Here is a 21,541-nt window from a genome sequence, read left to right on the forward strand (position 1 = left end):
TTTCGGCAGAATCGGCAACGTCGGCGACAAAAGCTTTATAATTCAGGGTTTTGAAGATTTTTGCGGAGTATCAAATGCCGATCTACGCTTACCGCTGCGACGAATGCGGTTTTTCCAAAGATGTGCTGCAAAAAATTTCTGATCCGGTACTGACGACCTGCCTGTCGTGCGGCAAACCGGCGTTCAAGAAGCAGGTGACCGCCGCCGGCTTCCAGCTCAAGGGCACCGGCTGGTACGTGACCGACTTCCGCGGCGGCAGCGCGCCGGCCACCGGCACTGCGCCGGCCACGAACGCTGCCCCGGCCGCGGCCGCGAGCGACAGCACGGCCAGCGCACCGGCGTCGACCGCACCGGCCTCGACCGCCAGTACCACCGGCGGCGGCAGCGCATCCTGACGTGCCATTTTCCTGCGGCCCGCGGGCCGCAGCAATAAGAATAACGAGAACTCGATGCGCAAATACTTCCTTACCGGCCTCCTGATCCTGGTCCCGCTGGCCATCACGGGCTGGGTCCTGAGCATGGTCATCGGCACGCTCGACCAGTCGCTGCTGTTCGTGCCGGAACGCTGGCAGCCGCGCACCCTGTTCGGCACCGACATCCCCGGCATCGGCGCGATCCTGACGATCGCCATCGTGTTCCTGACCGGCCTGCTGACCAACAACCTGGTCGGCAACTACATCGTGCGCCTGGGCGAGCGCCTGCTCAAGCGCATCCCGGTGGTCAGCTCGCTGTACGGCAGCGTCAAGCAGGTGTCGGACACGCTGTTCTCGTCCTCGGGCAACGCGTTCCGCCAGGCCGTCCTGATTCCCTATCCGCATGCGGATTCGTACACGATCGCGTTCCTGACCGGCGTGCCGGGCGGCGACGTGAAGAACCACCTGGTCGGCGAGTATGTCAGCGTCTACGTGCCGACGACCCCGAACCCGACCTCCGGCTTCTTCCTGATGATGGAACGCAGCAAGGTCGTCGAGCTGGACATGACGGTCGACGCCGCATTGAAATACATCGTCTCAATGGGCGTCGTGGCGCCGGAATAAACGAAACAAGCACCAAGGCCGCCGTTCGATGGCGGTGCAACCGAAACCAACCTGGAATAGAGAAAAATATGTCTTCCATGCGTACTCACTACTGCGGCCTCGTCACCGAAGAGCTGCTGGGCCAAACCGTCAGCCTGTGCGGCTGGGTGCACCGTCGCCGCGACCACGGCGGCGTCATCTTCATCGACCTGCGCGACCGTGAAGGCCTGGTGCAGGTCGTCTGCCATCCCGACAACGCGGATGTGTTCAAGGCCGCCGAGCACGTGCGCAACGAGTACTGCCTGCGCATCACCGGCACCGTGGTCAACCGCCTGGAAGGCACGGCCAACGCCAACCTGAAGTCGGGCAAGATCGAGATCAACACCACCAACCTGGAAGTGCTGAACGCTTCGGTGCCGGTGCCGTTCCAGCTGGACGACGACAACCTGTCGGAAACCACCCGCCTGACGCACCGCGTGCTCGACCTGCGCCGCGGCCAGATGCAGCACAACCTGCGCCTGCGTTATAAAGTGTCGATGGAAGTGCGCAAGTACCTCGACAACCTGGGCTTCATCGACATCGAGACCCCGATGCTGACCAAGTCGACCCCGGAAGGCGCACGCGACTACCTGGTGCCGTCGCGCGTCAACCCGGGCAACTTCTTCGCGCTGCCGCAGTCGCCGCAGCTGTTCAAGCAGCTGCTGATGGTGTCGAACTTCGACCGCTACTACCAGATCACCAAGTGCTTCCGCGACGAAGACCTGCGCGCCGACCGCCAGCCGGAATTCACCCAGATCGACTGCGAAACCTCGTTCCTGACCGAACAGGAAATCCGTGACCTGTTCGAAGACATGATGCGCGTCGTCTTCAAGAACGCCGCCGGCATCGACCTGCCGAACCCGTTCCCGGTGATGGACTTCGCCACCGCCATGGGCAAGTACGGCTCGGACAAGCCGGACATGCGCGTCAAGCTCGAGTTCACCGAACTGACCGAACTGATGAAGTCGGTCGAGTTCAAGGTCTTCAACAGCGCCGCCAACATGCCGAACGGCCGCGTGGTCGGCCTGCGCGTACCGCAGGGCGGTTCGATGCCGCGTTCGGAAATCGACGCGTACACCCAGTTCGTCGCCATCTACGGCGCCAAGGGCCTGGCCTACATCAAGGTCAACGAGAAGGCCAAGGGCCGTGACGGCCTGCAGTCGCCGATCGTGAAGAACATCTCGGACGAAGTGCTGGCGCAAGTGCTGGAACTGACCGGCGCCCAGGACGGCGACCTGATCTTCTTCGGCGCCGACAAGGCGAAGGTCGTCAACGACGCCATCGGCGCGCTGCGCGTGAAGATCGGCCACTCGGAATTCGGCAAGAAGGCCGGCCTGTTCGACGACGTCTGGGCGCCGCTGTGGGTGATCGACTTCCCGATGTTCGAGTACGACGAAGACGGCGACCGCTGGAACGCGACCCACCACCCGTTCACCGCGCCGAAGGATGGCCACGAAGACATGCTCGAGACCAACCCGGGCGCCTGCGTCGCCAAGGCCTACGACATGGTCCTGAACGGCTGGGAACTGGGCGGCGGCTCGATCCGTATCCACCGCGAAGAAGTCCAGAGCAAGGTGTTCCGCGCCCTGAAGATCGACGCCGAGGAAGCGCAACTGAAGTTCGGCTTCCTGCTCGATGCCCTGCAGTACGGCGCGCCGCCGCACGGTGGCCTGGCCTTCGGCCTGGACCGCCTGATCACGCTGATGACCGGCTCGGAATCGATCCGCGACGTGATCGCCTTCCCGAAGACCCAGCGCGCGCAAGACCTCTTGACCAATGCGCCGTCGGAAGTCGACGAGAAGCAATTGAAGGAACTGCACATCCGCCTGCGGAACGAGCCGAAAGTCGGCTAACGGGGGAACCTCGAAAAACCTACTGCGCGTCGGCCTGTCGGCCTGCGATGCTCGCTGTACCGAAGTACAGCTGCGCTTCTCGGCCAACATGCCTTCCGCTCGCTACGGTTTCTCGAGGTCCCGTTACTGTATGGCTGGGTAAAATAAAAGCCGGAGCGTCGTCGTCATTGGCGATCGCTCCGGTTTTTTCTTGAATAGCAGAACAACGGAGTAGCCAGCGTGCACAAGATTCCCGAGTCCGTCCTCGTCGTCATCCATACGCTAGACATGGAGGTGCTGCTGATCGAGCGCGCCGACCGGCCCGGCTTCTGGCAATCGGTGACGGGTTCGCTCGACGCGCTGGACGAGCCGCTGCTGGAGACGGCCACGCGCGAGCTGTTCGAGGAAACGGGGATTGTTGCAGATGGGGAAACAATCCGCTTGCTGGACTGGGGATTGTCAAATATTTACGAAATCTACCCGACCTGGCGCCACCGCTACGCGCCGGGTGTGACCCATAACACCGAGCACGTCTTTTCCGTGTGCGTGCCGCGCGATATTCCCGTGATCCTGAGCCCGCGCGAGCACCTGCGCCACGCCTGGCTGCCTTACCTCGAAGCGGCCGACCGCTGCTTTTCGTCCTCGAACGCGGAGGCGATCCTGCAATTGCCCCGTCATATCGACTAGTTAACGTCGCCTGCGGTGGGACTATACTGGTTGGCAATATTTCGCCAACTTCAGCAGAAGGTTTCCATGCGTTCTTTCGCCGCCGGTCTCGCCACGTCTCTACTCGTCCTGACGCAAAGCGCCATCGCCCAGATCCCGCTTCCCGATTCCTACCTGGCGCGCCTAAAGCAGGCTGAAGCGATGACGGCGTCCCTGCCGCCTGCCGCATTCGGGCAGCCGGGAGACCCGGCGATCGACAAGCTGGTGCTGGCGCATGCCGGCCAGCTCCAATTGTTGGGTACGGCACGCTCCATGGTGGGCGATACCGACGGCGCACTGGCTGCTGTCGATGCCTTTGAGCGGCGCCGGCAACGCTATTCTCCCGGCACCGTGCGCCAGATGGCGCAGCTGGAGAACGCCGCGGCGGAAGACGCGATCGCGGCCATCGTGCGCGAAGCGCGGTCGAAACGTATCGTGCTGATCAACGAAGCCCACCAGGTTCCCCTGCACCGGGCCTTTGCCCAGCGCCTGGCGGCCGAGCTGAGAAAGATCGGCTACAGCTACCTGGCCTGCGAGACCTTCAATGCGCTGGGTGCGCAGGCGGCGAACGAGAAACGCCATATCGCCCGGAACAATGGCCATTACACCGCTGAACCGGTGTTCGCCGGCTTCGTCAACGCGGCGCTGGCCGATGGCTGGAAGCTGGTTGCCTACGAGATCGAAGCTAGCGCGGCACTGTCGCCGGCCGAGCAGGTGCGCCTGCGCGAGGAGGTACAGGCGCGTAACCTGGTCGAGCGCATCTTTGCGAAAGACAAGGACGCCAAGGTGCTGGTGTTCGTCGGCTTTGGCCACCTCTACAAGGCGCCCGAGCCCGAGCCGAAGATGGTCATGATGGGCGAGCATCTGCGTCGCATGACCGGCCTGCCGACGCTGCACATCGACCAGACCCCGTTCATCGCCCATCCCGACGCGGCGGACGAGAATCCGCTGTATGCGCCGCTATTGGCCAAGTACCCGTCAAAGGATCCGATCATTCTCAGGAACAAGGATGGCAGCTATCCGGTACTGCTGGGCATGACCGGTCGTCTCGACATGCAGGTGATCCACCCGCGCTACCCGATGCAGGACGGCCGGCCCGCCTGGCTGGCCACGCTCGCCGGACGCAGCGCGGTGCCGGTGCCGAAGCACCTGCTGCCGGCCAGCGGCCGCCGCGTCGTGAAGGCGATCCCCGCCGCCGCGCCGCCCGACGCGGTGCCGACCGACATCCTGCTATTGGAAGCGGGCAAGCCGGCGCCGGCCTTCATGCTGACCGGCGAGAAATACCGCTTCGAAACCGAGGATTGATAGCCGCTGTTCGCATATAAGAATCTGTGATTAAAATCGTTCGCGTTCGGCCCGCTCTGGAGTAGTCTGGCTAAATGGACAACTACGACACGGAGCAGGCCGGCTCCAGCCCCTGGCACCTCGGCCCCATCATCGACGCGCTGCGTACCTCGCGCGAGAAGACCCACAACATCCGCCACCAGGGACGCGTGCGCGAGTTACCCTCGCGCACGGTGCTGCGGCAGGTGATCGAGGGCATCTCGGCGGCGCTGTTTCCCACGCATTACGGCCGCCCGGACCTGAACGACGAGAGCATCGATTATTTCGTCGGCGACACCCTGAACGTCGCGCTCGACCGCCTGGTCGAGCAGGTGCGGCGCGCCCTGCGCTTCAATCCCGAACTCGAGAACGCGGGCGAAGCCGAGCTGGCCGAACGGGCGCGCGCCATCACGCATTCCTTCGCCGCCAGCCTGCCCGAGATCCGCGCGCTGCTGGTGTCCGACGTGCAGGCCGCCCTGGCCGGCGACCCGGCCGCCAGCTCGGTGGCCGAGATCATGCTGTGCTATCCCGGCACCATCGCCGTGCTCTACCACCGCCTCGCGCATCGCCTGCATCGTCTCGGCACGCCATTCCTGGCGCGGCTGGCGGCCGACATCGCCCACACGCTGACCGGCATCGACATCCACCCGGCCGCGCAGATCGGCGCCAGTTTCTTCATCGACCACGGCACCGGCGTCGTGATCGGAGAGACGGCAATCCTCGGCCAGCGCGTGCGCCTGTACCAGGCCGTCACCCTGGGCGCGCGCCGTTTCCCGACCGACGAGCACGGCGCCCTGGTGAAGGGCGCGCCGCGCCACCCGATCGTCGAGGACGACGTCGTCATCTACGCCGGCGCCACCATCCTCGGGCGCATCACGGTGGGCGCCGGCTCGACCATCGGCGGCAACGTCTGGCTCACGCAAAGCGTGGCGCCGGGCAGCAATGTGACCCAGGCGCAGATGCGCGGCGCTTGAGCACCGGCCCGAGCTAGATGGCGTGCACCGCGTGCAGGCCGTAGAGGATGGCCGGTTTCAGGTTCGATGCCGCCAGCACTGCCCGGTCGCGCGGGCGTTCGAGTGTGACCTCGAACTCGGCGCGCGCCGGGCCCGGCACGCCATCCATCAGCACGATGCGGTCGCTCAGGTACAGCGCTTCGTCGATGTCGTGGGTGACCACCAGGATGCTCAGGCCGCGCTGCCGCGCCACCCGCGCCAGCAGGTCCTGCAGGCGCATGCGGGTAAAGGCGTCGACGGCGGAGAAGGGCTCGTCCAGCAGCAGCACGCGCGGCTGCGTGTACAGGCCGCGCGCGATGGCCACGCGCTGCGCCTGGCCACCCGAGAGCGCCTTCGGCAAGGCGTGGCCGTAGCCGGCCAGGCCCACTTCCTCGAGCAGGGCGGCGACACGCGCGGCGTCCGGCGCGCCCGCGCCGGCGCCGAACACGATGTTCTGCTCCACCGTCAGCCAGGGAAAGAGGCGCGGCTCCTGGAAGATCAGGCCGATCTCGCCCTGTGGACCGCGCACGGTCCCGCCACGCAGCCGCACGCTGCCCTGGTAGTGCGGATCGAGGCCGGCGGCAATCGACAGCAGGCTGCTCTTGCCGCAGCCGCTGGCGCCGATCAGGCTGAGCACCTCGCCTGCTTCCAGGCGCAGGCGAAAGCCGCGCAGCACCGTGCGCGCGCCATAGCGTTTTTCGTCGACCGCAATGTCGAGCAGGGCCGTCATCGCGCCCCCTGGTTGGCATAGCTGTCGCGCCAGGACAGCAAACGCGTCTCCAGCGCACCCATGCCAGTGTCGCTGAACTTGCCCAGCAGGGCGAGCAGCACGATGGCGGCCAGCATGATGTCGGCGCGGCTCGATTCGCGTCCGTCCGACAGCAGGTAGCCCAGGCCGCGGCTGGCGGCGATCAGTTCGGCCGCGACCATGAACATCCAGGCCAGGCTCAGGCCGTTGCGCAGGCCCGTCAGCAGCGCCGGCAAGGCTGCCGGCAGCAGCACGCGCCGCGCCAGCGCCAGCGGCGCCAGCCGGTACAGGCGGCCGACTTCGATCAGCTTGCGGTCGACCCCGCGGATGCCGGACACCACGCCCATGTAGACCGGGAAGAAAGCGCCGATGGCGATCAGGATCAGTTTCGGCGTCTCGTCGATCCCGAACCACAGGAGCAGCAGCGGCACCCAGGCCAGCGATGGAATTGCGCGCAGGGCCTGGAAAGTCGGGTCGAGCAGGCGCTCGGTGCGCGGGCCGAGCGCCACCGCCGCGCCCAGCACCAGGGCCAGGCTCGCGCCGATGGCGAAACCGCCGGCCACGCGCAGGCAGCTGCTGGCCAGGTGGCCAGGGAGACCATTGTGCGCCAGCCATGCCAGGGTGGCGGCGATCTCGCTTGGCGCCGGCATCAGGTTCGGCGGCACCAGGCCGCCGCGCACGGCCAGCTCGAGAGCGATCAGCGCCAGCAGCGGCAGCAGCAGGCCCAGGGGTAGACGCAGGCGCGGGCGCAGAGGCAGGCGCAAGTGCAGCTTGCGCGGCGCCGGCACGTTCACCGGCAGGTCGATCGATTGCGGCTTCATGGTTCAGGCGGGCTTGATCAGCGGGCGGGCAAAGCGGGTATCGATCAGGCCGGCGATGGCCGCATTCAGGTCGGTGCCGGGCTTGACCAGGGCTTCGTCGCGCAGGATGGGCGCGGCCAGTTGCAGGGCCTTCAGGTGCTCGGCGGAGGGCTGCGGGTTGCTGAAGTCGCTGCGCAGTTTCACCTGCAGCAGGGCCACCGGCAGCGAGACCTTGGCCTCGTTCGCCAGGATCTTCGCCGCTTCCGCGGGGTTGGCGCGGGTCCAGGCGCGCGCCCGCTCGTAAGCCTGGATCACGCGCGCCGTCGCGTTCGGGTGCTGCGCCAGGAATTCCTCGCGCACGTTCAGGAAACCATAGGTATTGAAGGTCACGTTCCGGTACAGCAGGCGCGCGCCGCCTTCCAGTTCCGCTGCCGCCATGTGCGGATCGAGCCCGGCCCAGGCGTCCACGCGTCCCTGTTCCAGCGCGGCGCGCCCGTCGGCATGCTGCAGGGCGACGTGCTCGACGTCGTTGCGGCGCAGGCCGGCGCCCTGCAGTGCGCGCAGCAGGAACAGGTAGGGATCGGTTCCTTTGGTGGCCGCCACCTTCTTCCCCTTCAGGTCGGCCAGGCTGCGGATCGGCGAATGCTTCGGCACCACCAGCGCCGTCCATTCCGGCCGCGAGTAGATGTAGGGCGTCTTGATCGGATTGCCGTTGGCCCTGGCCAGGAGGGCCGCCAGGCCGGCGCTCGAGCCGATGTCGATGCTGTTCGCGTTCAGGTATTCGAGCGCGCGGTTGCTGCCGGCGCTGAGGACCCATTTGATGCGGGTGCCGTCGGCCTTGAAGGCTTCCTCGAGCCAGCCGAAATGGCGCAGCACCAGGCTGGTCGGCGAATAATAAGCGTAGTCCAGCCGCAGCTCTTCGAGGCCGGCGGCGCGCGCGCGGAAGGGCAGGGCGGACAGGGCGGCGCCGCTGGCGGCGAGTTGCAAGAGGCTTCTTCTTTTCATCTTCTTCTTTCGTATCAGGCTGCGGGACGCAGCGGCGTGTCGATGCGGACCTGGCGGCCGGGGTGGGTATCAGGCAGGCGCGGGCCGGCGCCGAGCAGCCGTTCGCGCAGCGTGGCGCCGGCCTGGACGTCCTCGTCCGCGTCCTCGCCGCGGTAGCGGCCGCGCCGGCGCAGCTCGGGCACGACCAGCTCGACCACGTTGCGCATGTCCTCGAACGCCAGCGCATGGGCCAGGTTGAAGCCGTCGATGCCGGTCTCGTCCACCCAGGCGATCAGCTGGTCGGCCACCTGGCGCGGGTCGCCCACGATCGTCGGGCCGCGCCCGCCCAGGCCGATGAACTGCGCCGCTTCGCGCACGGTCCAGCGGCGCGACGGCTCGGCGGCGCTGAGCGAGGCCAGCGCCGAGCGGCCGGCCTCGGTGTCGATGTACTCGACCGTGTCGTCCAGGCCGTAGCGCGAGAAGTCGACGCCGGTCCAGCCCGAGAGCAGGGTCAGCGAGGCCTCGATGTCGATGTGCTGCCGGTACTCCTGCAGACGGGCCCGGGCCTCGGCCTCGGTGGCGCCGGTGACGACCAGGGCCTGCGCATACACCAGCAGGGAAGCCGGATCGCGCCCGGCCTCGTGCACCGCGGCGCGCGCGCCGTCGACGTAGCGCCTGACGATGCCTTTCGTTGGGCCGCTGACGAAGGTCGCTTCGGCATGGCGCGCCGCGAAGGCCAGGCCGCGTCTAGAGGCGCCGGCCTGGTACAGGAAAGGCGTGCGCTGCGGCGAAGGTTCGCACAGGTGGATGCCGGGCACCGTGTAGTGCTCGCCCCGGTGATTGATCGGATGCACGCGCGCCGGGTCGGTGTAGACGCCGCGTTCGCGGTCGCGCAGCACGGCGCCGTCTTCCCAGCTCTGTTCCCACAGCTTGTAGACGACTTCCAGGTATTCGTCGGCCAGGTCATAGCGCGCGTCGTGGCCGAGCTGCCGTTCCTGGCCGAGATTGCGCGCGGCGCTGTCGAGGTAGCCGGTGACGATGTTCCAGCCGATGCGTCCTCCGCTCAAGTGGTCCAGCGTCGAGATCCGGCGCGCAAAGGTATAGGGATGCTCGCCGCCGGTGGAGGCGGTGACGCCGATCCCGAGGCGCGTGGTGGCTTGCGCGATCAGGGGCGCCAGCGCCAGCGGGTCGTTCAGCGGCAACTGCACGCCGTGGCGCAGCGCCGCGTCCAGGTTGCCGCCGTAGACGTCGTAGGCGCCCAGCACGTCGGCGAGGAAGATCGCATCGAAGCCGCCCGCTTCCAGCAGGCGCGCCAGCTCGACCCAGTAGCCGGCGTCGCGGTAGCCGGCGCCGGTGTCGCGCGGATGGCGCCACAGGCCCGGCGACTGGTGGCTGGGCGTGTTCATCTGGAAGGCGTTGAAGCGCACCGGCTTCGCGGCCGTTGGCAAGCCTGGGTTCATTTCGTGCTCTTCTCCAGCGCCAGCTGGTAGTCGGTCTTGGCGTAGTCGGCGAACAGGCGGTTCGTCACCTCCAGGAATTCGCGCGAGCGGTAGGCCGCGGCGATGTCGCGCGCAAAGGGTTTATCTTTATCGGCCGTGCGCACCGCGACCAGGTTGGCGTAGCTCGGCGAGATCGTCTCGGTGCGCAGGGCGTCGCGCAGCTTCAGGCCGGAAGCCAGCGCGAAGTTCCCGTTCACGAAGGCGAAGTCGGCGTCCTGCAGCGAGCGCGGCAGTTGCGCGGCTTCGAGCGGCAGCAGTTTTACCTGGCGGACGTTCTGCGCGATGTCCTTTTCCGAGGCCTTGATCGGGTCGATGCCGGGTTTCAGCTTGACCCAGCCGAGCTGGTCGAGCATGACCAGGGCGCGCGCCTGGTTGGTCGGGTCGTTCGGCAGCGCCACCGTGGAGCCGGGGCGCACCGCGTCCAGGGAGGTGTGCTTGTGGCTGTAGATGGCGATCGGGGCGGTCGGGATCTTGACCAGTTCCGACAGGGCCAGCTTGTGCTGCTCGGCGAAGCGGGTCAGGTAGACGATGTGCTGGAACACGTTGGCATCGAGCGCGCCTTCCGCCAGTGCGAAGTTCGGCTGGACGTAGTCGTTGAACTCGACCAGCTTGATTTTATAGCCCTGCTTTTCCAGGATCGGCTTGATGCCGAAGCGGATCTGGTCGGCGTAGGGGCCGGCGCTGGTGCCGATCACCAGTTCCTTCGGGTCCTTGGCGTGGGCGGTCATGGAGACGAGCAGCGACAGGGCGGCGGCGATCAGGGTACGGCGGTGCGTGCGCATGGAAGTCCTTTTTTTATCAGGGGAAGTCGGCGAGGGGATTCAGCGTTTGTCGAGGCGGCGCGCGGCACGGGTGCCGGTCAGCTGGATCAGCTGCACCAGCACGACCAGGATCGTCACCGTGAAAATCATCACGTCGGTCTCGAAGCGGTAGTAGCCGTAGCGGATCGCGAGGTCGCCGATACCGCCGCCGCCGACCACGCCGGCGACAGCCGAATACGAGAGAAAGCTGATCGCCAGTACGGTCAGCGACAGCACCAGGGCCGCGCGCGCCTCGGGCAGCAGCACCCGCAGCACGATCTGGAATTCGGAGGCGCCCATCGCCTGCGCCGCCTCGATCACGCCGCGCGGCACGTCGCGCAGGTTCTGGTCGACCAGGCGCGCGAAATAGGGAATCGCGGCGATCGACAGCGGCACCGAGGCCGCCAGCGGTCCGATCGAGGTGCCGGCCAGCACCCGCGTGACCGGCACCAGCGCCACCATCAGCACGATGAAGGGAAAGGAGCGCACCGTGTTGACGATCCAGCCGAGCACCAGCGCCAGGCGCCGGTTCTGCAGGGCCTGGCCGTCGGCGACCAGGAACAGCAGCACGCCGAGCGGGCCGCCGAGCAGCACCGCGGCCGAGACGCCGATGCCGAGCATCAGCGCGGTTTGCAGGAAGGCGGTCCAGAGTTCGGGCAGGACAGCAAGGATCGACTCAGGCATGGGCATCTCCCCAGGCGGCCGCGGCGAAGGCCTCGGTGCCGTAGTAGGCAAGTTCACGTCCCAGCGCGGTCTTGCGCGGGACACTGTGGTCGGCGAGGGCGAACTGCTCCGCCACCGCGCCGTGTTCGATGACGGCCACCCGATGGCACAGGCTGCCGAGTACCTGCAGTTCGTGGCTGACGATGACGATGGTCACGCCCAGTTGCGCGTTGATGGTGTGCAGCGTCTCGAGCAGGGAGCGCGTGGTTTCCGGATCGAGCGCCGAGGTCGGCTCGTCGCACAGCAGCACCGCCGGGTGGCTGGCCAGGGCGCGCGCGATCGCCACGCGTTGCTTCTGGCCGCCCGAGAGCTGGGCCGGATAGCCGGCCGCCTTGTCGGCCAGGCCCACCAGCTCCAGGCATTCCATGACGCGTGCCTGCAGCCGCGGCGCGTTCAGCGCGTCGTGCAGGCGCAGCGGGAAGGCGACGTTCTCGAACACGGTGGCGTTCTGCAGCAAGTTAAAACCCTGGAAGATCATGCCGATGCGCCGGCGCGCCTGGCGCAGGCCGCGCTTGTCGAGCGTTGTCAGTTCTGCGCCGTCGACGATCACGCTCCCGCGCTCGGGACGCTCGAGCAGGTTGATCAGCCGCAGCAGGGTCGACTTGCCGGCGCCGCTTTTACCCACGATGCCGAAGATCTCGCCGTCCAGGATCTCGAGCGAGACGCCGCGCACGGCTTCGAAGCGCGCGCCATCGGGCAGCGCAAAACCCTTGGCGACGTCGACCAGGCGGATCGCCGCCTTCGGCGTACCGGCGGCTGGGGTGAGGGTGGTAGTCACGATGGATCAGGAATAAGGAGTGGGATCGGGCAGGCGGCCTTCCAGCGCATAGCGCCCGAGGTCGCGCAGCTTGTAGTCGACCGGGTCATGCAGCGTGTGCACGCGGGCGTTGCGCCAGAAGCGGTCGAAGCCGAAGCGGGCCGAGGTCGAACGGGCGCCCGTCAGTTCGAACATCTCGCTGCCGATGTCGATCGCCGCGCGGTGCGCCAGCACCTTGGCCTCGGCCACCGCGACCGCCACGTCGCCGCGCTCTTGCGCACCGAGGTCCGCGCTTTTCTCGAACGCGGTGTCGAGCAGGCGCGCGGCAATGTCGGCCAGCACCGTGGCCGGACGCAGCTTGAGCCAGAACTCGCCGTAGCGCTGCTGCACGTAAGGGTCGGCGCTCGGCTCGGCGACGTTGGAGGCGAACCAGGGCCGTGCCTGCTCCAGGGTGTAGTCGCGCGCGGCCTCGAAGGCGCCGATGGCGATGCCGAGGTAGAGGTTGGCCATGATCAGCTGCGCCACCTGCGAGCGCAGGGTCGATTGCGCCGTCGGGGCCTGGCCCGGCGCCTGCAGCACCAGCGCGGCCGGCAAATAGACCTGGTCGAAACGGACGGTGCCGCTGTCGGTCTGGCGCTGGCCGAAGGCGTCCCAGTCGGCTTCCACCGTGATGCCGGGCTGCGCGGTCGGCAGCACCGCGATCAGGGCGGCGCCGGCGGCGTCGTCCCAGGCCGATACCGTCAGCCAGTCCGAGCCCACCGAGCCGGACGCGAAGCTTTTCACGCCGTCGAGCACGAAGCCGGCAGGAATGGCCTGGGCGCGGGTGCGCTTGTCGAGGGGATTCAAGGCATTGCCCCAGAACAGGCCCTGCTCGACGGTAGCGCTCAGCAGGTTGCGCTGCTGGATGTGCGTGCCGTACAGGCGGATGCCGGCCAGTTGCAGGTGGTGAAAACCGAAGAGATGGGCCAGCGCGCTGTCGGCCCCGGCCAGCGTGCGCACGACCTGCAGCACGGTTTCCCAGGATCCGCCCTGGCCGCCGAATGCGCGCGGCACCGACAGGGTGAGCAAACCGCTCTGGCGGATCAGTTCGCGTTCGTGCCGGGCGTGGCCGCCAAGCCGGTCGCGTTCGACGGCAGTGGCGGCGAACGCCTGCGCCAGGCCCGCGGCGAGCGCCAGCGGATCGGTTGCAGCAACTGGCGCAGCGCCCGGTTCCGGGGCGCGCAAAGGAAGGACGGTGGAAGACATCGCGAGAGGCCCTGATGAGAATGGTGCAATCAGTATTGCACCGGGTCCGGGCCGGCGTGAACGAAGAAATACGGCCATCGATATGCGCGAAACCTTAAAACGCCGGACGCATAAGGATGTGCGAAACGATTAGTTTTCTTTCAACTCCGCCAGCTCTACGCTAAGGCCATCACCCATGAATGGACCACACCATGAGCGTCTTCCTGCTGGGCGGCAGCCCGTCGCCGCACTCCTCGTCCTCGCGCCTGTTGCAGCACATCGGCGAACGTCTCGGCCTGCACGGCCAGCGCCTGACGCGCCTCGAAGTGCGCGAGCTGCCCGCTGCGGCCTTGCTGGCCCTCGAGAGCGGCGAGCCGGCCATTGCCAGGGCCTTGGCCCAGCTGCGCCAGGCCGATGCCGTGGTGGTCGCCACGCCTGTTTACAAGGCGGCCTACAGCGGCCTGCTGAAAGCCTTCCTCGACCTGCTGCCCCAGGACGCCCTGGCCGGCAAGCTGGTGCTGCCGCTGGCCACCGGCGGCAGCCAGTCGCACATGCTGGCGCTCGACTACGCCCTGCGGCCGGTGCTGGCCTCGATGTCGGCGCGCTTCATCCTGCCCAGCATCTATGCGACCTCGGAGCAGATCAAACGCGGCCTTGACGGCAGCCTGGCGCTGGCCGCGCCGATCGCCGTGCGCGTGGCCCAGGGTGTCGAGCAGCTCGCTTCCGAGCTGCGCGCCGTGGCGCCGCGTCCGGTCGCCGAGCCCGCCGAAGCAGAAGCCGGAGTACAAGCCGCCCTGCACGCGCTGCCAGCCTGATTCCGTCATATATATAAAAGAGAGAGTCCATGCAATCCGATCACCCATCGCGGCCGGCGCGCCGCCGCACCCTTGGCCTGCTCGCCGCAGGCATTGCCGCCGGCCTGCACGGCCGGGCGCTTGCCCAAACACCTACTCAAGTCCGCATCGGCTACCAGAAATACGGCACCCTGACCCTGCTCAAGGGCCGCGGCACGCTGGAAAAACGGCTGGCGGCCCGCAACATCGCCGTCAAATGGACCGAATTCCCGGCCGGCCCGGTGCTGCTCGAAGGGCTGAACGTCGGCAGCATCGACTTCGGCACCGTCGGCGAAGCGCCGCCGATCTTCGCCCAGGCCGCCGGCGCGCGCCTGGTGTATGTCGGCCATGAGCCGGCCTCGCCCGGCAGCGAGGCGATCGTGGTGCCGAAGGATTCGGCCCTGCGCACGCTGGCCGACTTGCGCGGCAAGAAGATCGCCCTGAACAAGGGCTCGAACGTGCACTTCTTGTTAGTGAAGGCGCTGGAAAAGGCCGGCATTCCCTACGGCGCGATCCAGCCGATCTACCTGCCGCCCGCCGACGCCCGCGCCGCCTTCGAGCGCGGCAGCGTCGACGCCTGGGTGATCTGGGATCCCTTCCTTGCCGCGGCCGAGCAGCAGCTGGGCGCGCGCGTGCTGGCCGACGGCCGCGGCCTGGTCTCGAACCACCAGTTCTATCTGGCCGCGCGCAGCTTCGCCGAACAGCAGCCGGAGCTCACGCGCATCCTGATCGAGGAAATCGCCAAGGTCGACGACTGGGGCCGCGCCAACCCGGTCGACGTGTCGATCATTCTCTCGGCGCAGACCGGCTTGCCGAAGAACGTGGTCGACCTGGCGGCAAGCCGCTACGCCTATGGCGTCAAGCCGATGTCGCCGGAGGTCGTGCGCGAACAGCAGCGCATCGCCGACGCCTTCCATGCCTTGCGCCTCATCCCCAAACCCATCGCGGTCAAGGACGCACTGCCCGCCTCTCCGCTCTGAAGGAAACAGCATGTCCACTCCCAACGTCTTCTGGTTTCTCCCCACCCACGGCGACAGCCGCTACCTCGGCACGACAAAAGGCGCGCGCACGGTCGATGCCGATTACCTGCGCCAGATCGCGGTCGCGGCCGATACCCTCGGCTACGACGGCGTGCTGTTGCCGACCGGGCGCTCCTGCGAGGATCCCTGGATCAGCGCCGCCTCGCTGATCGGCGCGACGAAGAAGCTGAAATTCCTGGTCGCGATCCGTCCGGGCCTGTCGACGCCCGGCCTCGCGGTGCGCCAGGCCGCCACCTTCGACCGCCTGTCGAACGGGCGCCTGCTGATTAATGTCGTCACCGGCGGCGACCAGGGCGAGCTCGAGGCCGACGGCCTGTTTGCCGACCACGCCAAGCGCTACGAAATCTCGGATGAATTCATCCGCATCTGGCGCGCCAGCATGGCGGGCGAGGGCGGCGCGGCCGGCTTTATCTTCGAGGGCAAGCACCTGCAGGTGAAGGGCGCGCGCACCCTGTATCCGCCGATCCAGAAACCGCATCCGCCGCTGTACTTCGGCGGCTCATCGGAACCGGCGCACGAGCTGGCGGCCGAGCAGATGGACGTGTACCTGACCTGGGGCGAGCCGCCGGCGGCGGTGGCGGAGAAGCTGGCCGACATCCGCGCGCGCGCGGCGAAGCGCGGCCGCACGCTGAAGTTCGGCATCCGCCTGCACGTGATCGTGCGCGAGACGAACGAGGCAGCCTGGCGCGCGGCGGAAGAACTGATCAGCCACCTCGACGACGAGGTGATCGCCAAGGCCCAGGCCGCGTTCGCGAAGATGGATTCGGTCGGCCAGCAGCGCATGGCCGCGCTGCACGGCGGACGGCGCGACAAGCTGGAGGTCTCGCCCAACCTGTGGGCCGGCGTCGGCCTGGTGCGCGGCGGCGCCGGTACCGCGCTGGTGGGCGACCCGGAAACCGTGGCTGCACGCATGCGCGAGTACGCCGACCTCGGGATCGAGACCTTCATCCTGTCGGGCTACCCGCACCTGGAAGAGTCCTACCGCTTCGCCGAACTGGTGTTCCCGCTGCTGGGTAAAGGGAAGGAAAGCGGCGAGCAGTCGCTGACCGGTCCGTTCGGGGAGATGATGGCCAGCGACATCGTGCCGAAAAAGGTGGCGTGATGGCATCGTTCGAGGTGCTGCGGGCGAGTGCTGCGGGCGCGTCCGACAGCGGCAGCGTGGAGCCTGCCCGGCTCGCGCCGGTGCCACGCACAGCGGGCGCGCGGCCGGCAGTGTCCAGCACCGGGCCCCGCGCTGCCGCCAACGCGCGCCGTCCGGCACTGGCGGCGCTCGCGCCATGGGCGCTGCCGGCCGTCCTGGTGGCGCTGTGGCAGGCGGCGGCCCAGGTCGGCTGGCTGTCGAGCCGCATCCTGCCCGAACCCTGGCAGGTGCTGACCGCTTTCTGGTCGCTGGCGGAATCGGGCGAGTTGTGGGCGCATTTGCGCACCAGCCTGTGGCGCGCGGCGGTCGGCTTCGGCATCGGCGCCGGACTCGGCCTGCTGCTTGGCTTGCTCAACGGCAGCTCGCGGCGCGCCGAGACCCTGTTCGACACCACCCTGCAGATGATCCGCAACATTCCGGCGCTGGCGCTGATCCCGCTCGTCATCCTGTGGTTCGGCATCGACGAGACGGCCAAGCTGTTCCTGCTGGCGATTGGCGTGTTCTTTCCGGTGTACCTGAATACTTTCCACGGCATCCGCTCGGCCGACCAGGGCCTGATCGAGATGGCGCGCAGCTATGGCTTGTCCGGCTGGGCGCTGTACCGCGACGTCATCCTGCCGGCGGCGCTGCCGTCGATCCTGGTCGGCGTGCGCTTTTCGCTGGGGCTGGTGTGGGTCTTGCTCATCGTCGCGGAGACGATCTCGGCGCAGTCGGGCATCGGCTACATGACGATGAATGCGCGCGAATTCCTGCAAACCGACGTGGTGCTGGTCGGCATCCTGCTCTACGCCCTGCTCGGCAAGGCCGCCGACCTGGCGGCGCGTGCGCTCGAACGCCATTTCCTGCGCTGGAATCCGGCCTATCGCTGAACGAGGTCCCATGCATATCACGACTGAAGAAACGAGATGCCTTGCCGGCGCCGGCATCACCCTGCGGGCCTTATCGAAGCGCTATGGCGAACGCACGGTGCTGGACGACATCGACCTTGCCATCGCGCCGGGCGAGTTCGTCGCCGTGGTCGGGCGCAGCGGCTGCGGCAAGAGCACGCTGCTGCGCCTGGTTGCCGGGTTGGAGACGCCCGACGCCGGCACGGTCGCGGCCGGGGCGGGCGAGGGAAGCACGCGCCTGATGTTCCAGGAAGCGCGCCTGCTGCCCTGGAAGAGCGTGCTGGACAACGTCGCGCTTGGCCTGCAGGACGGCGCCGGGCGGGCGGAGGATGCCCTGGCAACGGTCGGGCTGGCCGAGCGGGCGCGCGAATGGCCGGCGGTGCTGTCGGGCGGGCAGCGCCAGCGCGTCGCCCTGGCACGCGCCCTGGTCCACGCGCCGCGCCTCCTGCTGCTCGACGAGCCGCTGGGCGCCCTCGATGCGCTCACCCGGATCGAGATGCAGCGCCTGATCGAGACCTTGTGGCTGCGCCAGGGCTTCAGCGCCATACTGGTGACCCACGACGTCCAGGAAGCGCTGGCGCTGGCGGACCGGGTGCTGGTGATCGACGGCGGCCGGATCGCGCACGACATCCCGGTGCCGCTGCCACGGCCGCGCGAACGCGGCAGTGCGGCGTTTGCCGGTCTCGAACGGGAACTGCTGGGCTGCGTGCTCGGGTAGACGGGCCACGCCCGCCCACCTTATCCATGATCTGTCTCATGCCCTTGCGCCGCGAGAAGCCGCCGGCGCTGCTTCGCGATCACGCGGCTTCCCGTTCATTTTCTCTTCATAAAGCCGGTTCGCACGCGCCCACAGGTATTTAAGATTCGCTTAAGTCCGCCTTGTAAGGAAGTCAAGCGGTTTGTTTGGTTCGACGTAAATACAACGGTGAGCAAACTGGCAACTTGCCTGATTCCAAACAGTTTATTTCCTTGAGGCACTAACTTTATGATCATTTATACGAAGAGTAGATGCTGATCCAGTGAAACTTCGTCGGTTGTCGGTAAATATCCCGCTAAATTGTGTCGAAGTCGCTGAAACATGCATAGCAGGTAAAAAATGTTATGACGGAAACTTTGTTTTTTGCTAAATGAAATTAATTCCTGAAGGAAAAATTCCATAAGGAAATTCGTTATGTGAACTAGCGCACAATAGAATCTGCGTTTGACAATCGGAAACGAGTCGAATATCGTCAGCAGTTCGCGTCAAGCGAAATCTTAAAACTGCAACAAAGTCCAACCAACGGATTCTGGAGGAAAAGCATGGAACAATTCCAACCGAAGCACGAGGAAAAGGTGAAAGCCCTGAGCGTGGACGAAGAATGCTTCTATATCGATCTTGAGTGCGGACTGCGCCTGAGCGGTCCCCGCTTGATCGCCGTCCCACTCTCGGAAGCCGAGAACCTGGCGGCTCCCCGTAACGCTGCGCTGCGTACCGACTGGGAAGCAGCCCCCGTACTGGATTGATCCACAGAGGACGGGGGACTTCGGTCTACCCGTACCTATCCGGCGATGCGCCGGTAGTGCGCGCCGGGCCCATGAAGGCCATCCCGCACGATTGCATATCGTTCCAAAATGTCACGGACTGATGGGGGTAGAATTGCTTCCATGAAGATTCGTGTCGCAACCTACAACATTCACAAGGGCGTCTCGTCGCTGCGCAGTACCCCACGGGTGCTGGCGCTGAAGAAAGCGATCGCCGAATTCCACGCCGATATCGTTTTCCTGCAGGAAGTGCAGGGAAGACATGACCGATTCCAGGCACGCTACGGCAACCACAAGCGCGAACACCGCATCTGGCCCGAAACGGCGCAATACGAGTACTTCGCCGGCGAATCCCATCACCATGCGTACGGCATGAACGCGGTCTACGACCACGGCCACCACGGCAATGCCTTGCTCAGCAGTTTTCGGATCGAAAACAGCCATAACCACGACGTTTCCGACCACGCCTACGAACAGCGCGGCATCCTGCATTGCGTGCTCGAAACCCCGGCCGGGCGCGTCCACTGCTACGTCGTGCACCTGGGGTTGTTCGAAGGCGGACGCGGGCGCCAGACCGCCCAGTTGATCGAGGCGGTCCAGCAGTCCTCCGATGGGGAGCCGGTGATCATTGCCGGCGACTTCAACGACTGGCGCAATACCCTCAGCGATCGCCTGCGCAATGCCCTCGGCGTGTCCGAGGTGTTCGACGAGCTCGGCCCGCGCTCGCCGCTGGGCGACATGGTGCGCGGCTGGGCCGGCCGCCAGCCACGCCTGGCGCCGGCGCGCACTTTCCCGGCGGCGCTGCCCTGGTTCCGCCTCGACCGCATCTACGTCCGCGGCTTCAAGGTCGACAATGCGCAGGTGATGGCCGGCTCGATCTGGGCCAAGCTGTCCGACCATGCGCCGATCGTCGCGGAACTGCAGCTGGCCTAGCGTATGCGCACGGTCAGCTATGTAGCGAACAACGATGTCACCCTCCTCGAATCCGGACTCCAGCTGTTTCCGGCGATGATCGCGGCCATCGATGCCGCGCAGCACGAGATCCTGTTCGAGACTTACATCTTCGCCGAGGACGAGGTGGCGCGCGGCATCGAGGCAGCGCTGATCCGCGCGGCCAGGCGCGGGATCAAGGTGCGCGTGCTGGTCGACTGGTTCGGCACCGGACACCGGATCTGCTGCCGCCGCGCCGAGGCCTTTGCCGAAGCCGGCGTGCATTACCGCGTGTTCAACCCCTGGTTCAAGCGCGGCATTACCCGCACCCATCGTAAGATCACCGTGGTCGACCGCAGTATCGCTTTCGTCGGCGGCATCAACATCAACGACGACATGCTGTGCGACTACGAACCCTACCGGCCGCTGCCGGCGCCGCGCTGGGACTTCGCGGTGCAGGTGAAGGGGCCGCTGGTGGAGCAGATCCACCTGGAGGCGCAGGCGCAGTGGACCCGCGCCGGCCACCTGAACCTGGTCCGCCGCATCGGCCTGTTCCGCGAGATGCGGCGCCAGCCGCCGAGCGAGGGCGCGCGGCCGATGCGCGCCGCCTTCGTGGTGCGCGACAACCTGCGCAACCGGCGTACCATCCAGCGCGCCTACCTGCAGGCGATCGGCCAGGCACGGAAATGCGTGCTGCTGGCCAATCCTTATTTTGCGCCAGGAAGGAAATTCCGCGAGGCACTGGCACAGGCCGCGAAGCGCGGCGTCGAGGTCACGCTCCTGATCGGCGTCGGCGAATTCAAGCTGCAGGATGCCGTGGCCCGTTCCTTCTACCCGAAACTGCTGGCGGCCGGCATCCAGGTGGTCGAGTACCGCAAGACCCAACTGCACGCGAAGATCGCGGTGGTCGACGACGACTGGTCCACCGTGGGCTCGAGCAATTGCGACGGCCTGTCGCTCTTCCTCAACCAGGAAGCCAACGTTGTGGTGCGCGACGCCGGCTTTGCCCGCGCGGTGCGCCAGCACATCCTGCGCGGCGTGGCGGACGGGGTGCCGATCCATCCCGAGGAGTTCGCCGGCATCGGCTGGGTGCGCCGTGCGTGCTATGGCACTGCCTATTTCCTCTATAAACTGGGTATGCGGATTTTTGCGATCGGCTACGCTTGACGGGGTCGAAAAACTGCTGTCCGCCGCCATATGGGGTTTTCGAACTTGTAACGAGGACCAGAATGGAAGACAACAACGTACGCATCGACAAATGGCTGTGGGCCGCGCGCTTCTTCAAGACCCGCTCGCTTGCCGCCGAGGCGGTCGACCGCGGCCGGGTGCGTATCGGCGGCGAGCCGGTGAAACCGGCACGCAACGTCAAGCTGAACGACAAGATATTCATCGACAATGGTTCCGACCGCTGGGAGGTCGTGGTGCTGGGCATTTCCGATAAACGCGGCCCGGCGCCGGTGGCGCGCGAGCTGTACCGCGAGACCGAGGAGAGCCTGGTGCGCCGCGAGAACGATTCCGAGGCGCGCAGGTTGTTCCCCGAGCCGGGCAGCACGATCAAGGGGCGGCCGACCAAGCGCGACCGGCGGGCGATTTCGCGGGCGGGTGGGTGACGGACCGTTGGGCGACGCAGGGTGGGCGCCCCGTGCCCACGCGTGACGCTTGTACCATGTTGACGTCTTTTGGATCGGGGAGCGACATCAGGCCACCATCCGGCCGTCGATGACACGACGTTCCGCGTGGGCACGGA

Annotated in this window: 23 protein-coding genes; 15 read left to right on the forward strand and 8 right to left on the reverse strand. The window is 66.8% G+C overall.

The window, feature by feature from the left end:
• Window positions 1-74 precede the first annotated feature (74 nt).
• From ACFOPH_RS21270 to epsC, 6 genes are all read left to right on the forward strand, one after another.
• Window positions 75-395: an FmdB family zinc ribbon protein gene (locus ACFOPH_RS21270; RefSeq protein ID WP_312550474.1), complete on the forward strand. Its 321-nt coding sequence runs from the start codon at window positions 75-77 to the stop codon at window positions 393-395.
• A gap of 54 nt (window positions 396-449) precedes the next feature.
• Window positions 450-1,037: a DUF502 domain-containing protein gene (locus ACFOPH_RS21275; RefSeq protein WP_312550473.1), complete on the forward strand. Its 588-nt coding sequence runs from the start codon at window positions 450-452 to the stop codon at window positions 1,035-1,037.
• A gap of 77 nt (window positions 1,038-1,114) precedes the next feature.
• A complete protein-coding gene (gene aspS / locus ACFOPH_RS21280; protein ID WP_312550472.1) occupies window positions 1,115-2,908 on the forward strand; it encodes an aspartate--tRNA ligase in 1,794 nt (597 codons plus the stop codon).
• Window positions 2,909-3,127: 219 nt separating this feature from the next.
• Window positions 3,128-3,574, forward strand: a complete 447-nt coding sequence (gene nudB / locus ACFOPH_RS21285) for a dihydroneopterin triphosphate diphosphatase (RefSeq protein ID WP_312550471.1) — start codon at window positions 3,128-3,130, stop codon at window positions 3,572-3,574.
• A gap of 66 nt (window positions 3,575-3,640) precedes the next feature.
• Window positions 3,641-4,897 (forward strand): hypothetical protein, encoded by a 1,257-nt coding sequence (locus tag ACFOPH_RS21290; RefSeq protein ID WP_379737162.1) that lies wholly within the window; start codon window positions 3,641-3,643, stop codon window positions 4,895-4,897.
• A 74-nt stretch (window positions 4,898-4,971) separates the two neighbouring features.
• Window positions 4,972-5,889, forward strand: a complete 918-nt coding sequence (gene epsC, locus ACFOPH_RS21295) for a serine O-acetyltransferase EpsC (protein ID WP_312550469.1) — start codon at window positions 4,972-4,974, stop codon at window positions 5,887-5,889.
• 13 nt (window positions 5,890-5,902) lie between these two features.
• On the opposite strand, the gene ACFOPH_RS21300 is transcribed toward epsC, so the two are convergent.
• From ACFOPH_RS21300 to ACFOPH_RS21335, 8 genes are read right to left on the reverse strand one after another with little or no spacing between them, the layout of a single operon-like run.
• Window positions 5,903-6,637 carry an ABC transporter ATP-binding protein gene (locus tag ACFOPH_RS21300; protein WP_379737163.1) on the reverse strand — a complete coding sequence of 245 codons (735 nt, stop codon included), beginning with the start codon at window positions 6,635-6,637 and terminating at the stop codon, window positions 5,903-5,905.
• Window positions 6,634-7,476 carry an ABC transporter permease gene (locus ACFOPH_RS21305; RefSeq protein ID WP_379737164.1) on the reverse strand — a complete coding sequence of 281 codons (843 nt, stop codon included), beginning with the start codon at window positions 7,474-7,476 and terminating at the stop codon, window positions 6,634-6,636. The genes ACFOPH_RS21300 and ACFOPH_RS21305 overlap by 4 nt, the downstream gene beginning before the upstream one ends.
• 3 nt (window positions 7,477-7,479) lie before the next feature.
• Window positions 7,480-8,460: an aliphatic sulfonate ABC transporter substrate-binding protein gene (locus ACFOPH_RS21310; protein ID WP_312550466.1), complete on the reverse strand. Its 981-nt coding sequence runs from the start codon at window positions 8,458-8,460 to the stop codon at window positions 7,480-7,482.
• Window positions 8,461-8,474: 14 nt separating this feature from the next.
• A complete protein-coding gene (locus ACFOPH_RS21315) occupies window positions 8,475-9,899 on the reverse strand; it encodes an LLM class flavin-dependent oxidoreductase (RefSeq protein ID WP_379737165.1) in 1,425 nt (474 codons plus the stop codon).
• Entirely contained in the window at window positions 9,896-10,720 is an 825-nt protein-coding gene (locus ACFOPH_RS21320; RefSeq protein ID WP_379737166.1) for a MetQ/NlpA family ABC transporter substrate-binding protein, read from the reverse strand. The genes ACFOPH_RS21315 and ACFOPH_RS21320 overlap by 4 nt, the downstream gene beginning before the upstream one ends.
• A gap of 39 nt (window positions 10,721-10,759) precedes the next feature.
• Window positions 10,760-11,422: a methionine ABC transporter permease gene (locus tag ACFOPH_RS21325; protein ID WP_312550463.1), complete on the reverse strand. Its 663-nt coding sequence runs from the start codon at window positions 11,420-11,422 to the stop codon at window positions 10,760-10,762.
• The gene (locus tag ACFOPH_RS21330; protein WP_379737167.1) at window positions 11,415-12,239 is read right to left on the reverse strand and encodes a methionine ABC transporter ATP-binding protein; all 825 of its coding nucleotides are present in this window, start codon (window positions 12,237-12,239) and stop codon (window positions 11,415-11,417) included. The genes ACFOPH_RS21325 and ACFOPH_RS21330 overlap by 8 nt, the downstream gene beginning before the upstream one ends.
• A 6-nt stretch (window positions 12,240-12,245) precedes the next feature.
• Window positions 12,246-13,463 (reverse strand): acyl-CoA dehydrogenase family protein, encoded by a 1,218-nt coding sequence (locus ACFOPH_RS21335; RefSeq protein WP_379737168.1) that lies wholly within the window; start codon window positions 13,461-13,463, stop codon window positions 12,246-12,248.
• Between the two features lie 191 nt (window positions 13,464-13,654).
• On the opposite strand from ACFOPH_RS21335, the gene ssuE reads away from it, so the two are divergent.
• The 9 genes from ssuE (at window position 13,655) to ACFOPH_RS21380 (ending at window position 21,404) form a co-directional block, all read left to right on the forward strand.
• On the forward strand, window positions 13,655-14,257 hold the full coding sequence (ssuE, locus tag ACFOPH_RS21340) for an NADPH-dependent FMN reductase (RefSeq protein WP_312550460.1): 603 nt from the start codon (window positions 13,655-13,657) through the stop codon (window positions 14,255-14,257).
• A 29-nt stretch (window positions 14,258-14,286) separates the two neighbouring features.
• Window positions 14,287-15,255, forward strand: coding sequence for a sulfonate ABC transporter substrate-binding protein (locus tag ACFOPH_RS21345; protein ID WP_312550459.1), 969 nt, complete (start codon window positions 14,287-14,289; stop codon window positions 15,253-15,255).
• Between the two features lie 10 nt (window positions 15,256-15,265).
• Entirely contained in the window at window positions 15,266-16,417 is a 1,152-nt protein-coding gene (gene ssuD, locus ACFOPH_RS21350; protein ID WP_379737170.1) for an FMNH2-dependent alkanesulfonate monooxygenase, read from the forward strand.
• Window positions 16,417-17,325, forward strand: coding sequence for an aliphatic sulfonate ABC transporter permease SsuC (gene ssuC / locus ACFOPH_RS21355; protein WP_379737171.1), 909 nt, complete (start codon window positions 16,417-16,419; stop codon window positions 17,323-17,325). The genes ssuD and ssuC overlap by 1 nt, the downstream gene beginning before the upstream one ends.
• Before the next feature lie 10 nt (window positions 17,326-17,335).
• Window positions 17,336-18,061, forward strand: coding sequence for an ATP-binding cassette domain-containing protein (locus tag ACFOPH_RS21360; RefSeq protein ID WP_312551555.1), 726 nt, complete (start codon window positions 17,336-17,338; stop codon window positions 18,059-18,061).
• A 581-nt stretch (window positions 18,062-18,642) separates the two neighbouring features.
• On the forward strand, window positions 18,643-18,846 hold the full coding sequence (locus ACFOPH_RS21365) for a hypothetical protein (RefSeq protein ID WP_312551553.1): 204 nt from the start codon (window positions 18,643-18,645) through the stop codon (window positions 18,844-18,846).
• A gap of 141 nt (window positions 18,847-18,987) precedes the next feature.
• Window positions 18,988-19,797, forward strand: coding sequence for an endonuclease/exonuclease/phosphatase family protein (locus ACFOPH_RS21370; protein WP_379737172.1), 810 nt, complete (start codon window positions 18,988-18,990; stop codon window positions 19,795-19,797).
• 3 nt (window positions 19,798-19,800) lie between these two features.
• Complete coding sequence (clsB, locus tag ACFOPH_RS21375; RefSeq protein WP_312551550.1) at window positions 19,801-20,961, forward strand: cardiolipin synthase ClsB; 1,161 nt, start codon at window positions 19,801-19,803, stop codon at window positions 20,959-20,961.
• A gap of 62 nt (window positions 20,962-21,023) precedes the next feature.
• Window positions 21,024-21,404 carry an RNA-binding S4 domain-containing protein gene (locus tag ACFOPH_RS21380; protein ID WP_379737173.1) on the forward strand — a complete coding sequence of 127 codons (381 nt, stop codon included), beginning with the start codon at window positions 21,024-21,026 and terminating at the stop codon, window positions 21,402-21,404.
• Window positions 21,405-21,541: the final 137 nt, after the last annotated feature.

It is taken from the genome of Massilia haematophila, assembly GCF_042647645.1.
GTDB lineage: Bacteria > Pseudomonadota > Gammaproteobacteria > Burkholderiales > Burkholderiaceae_D > Telluria > Telluria haematophila.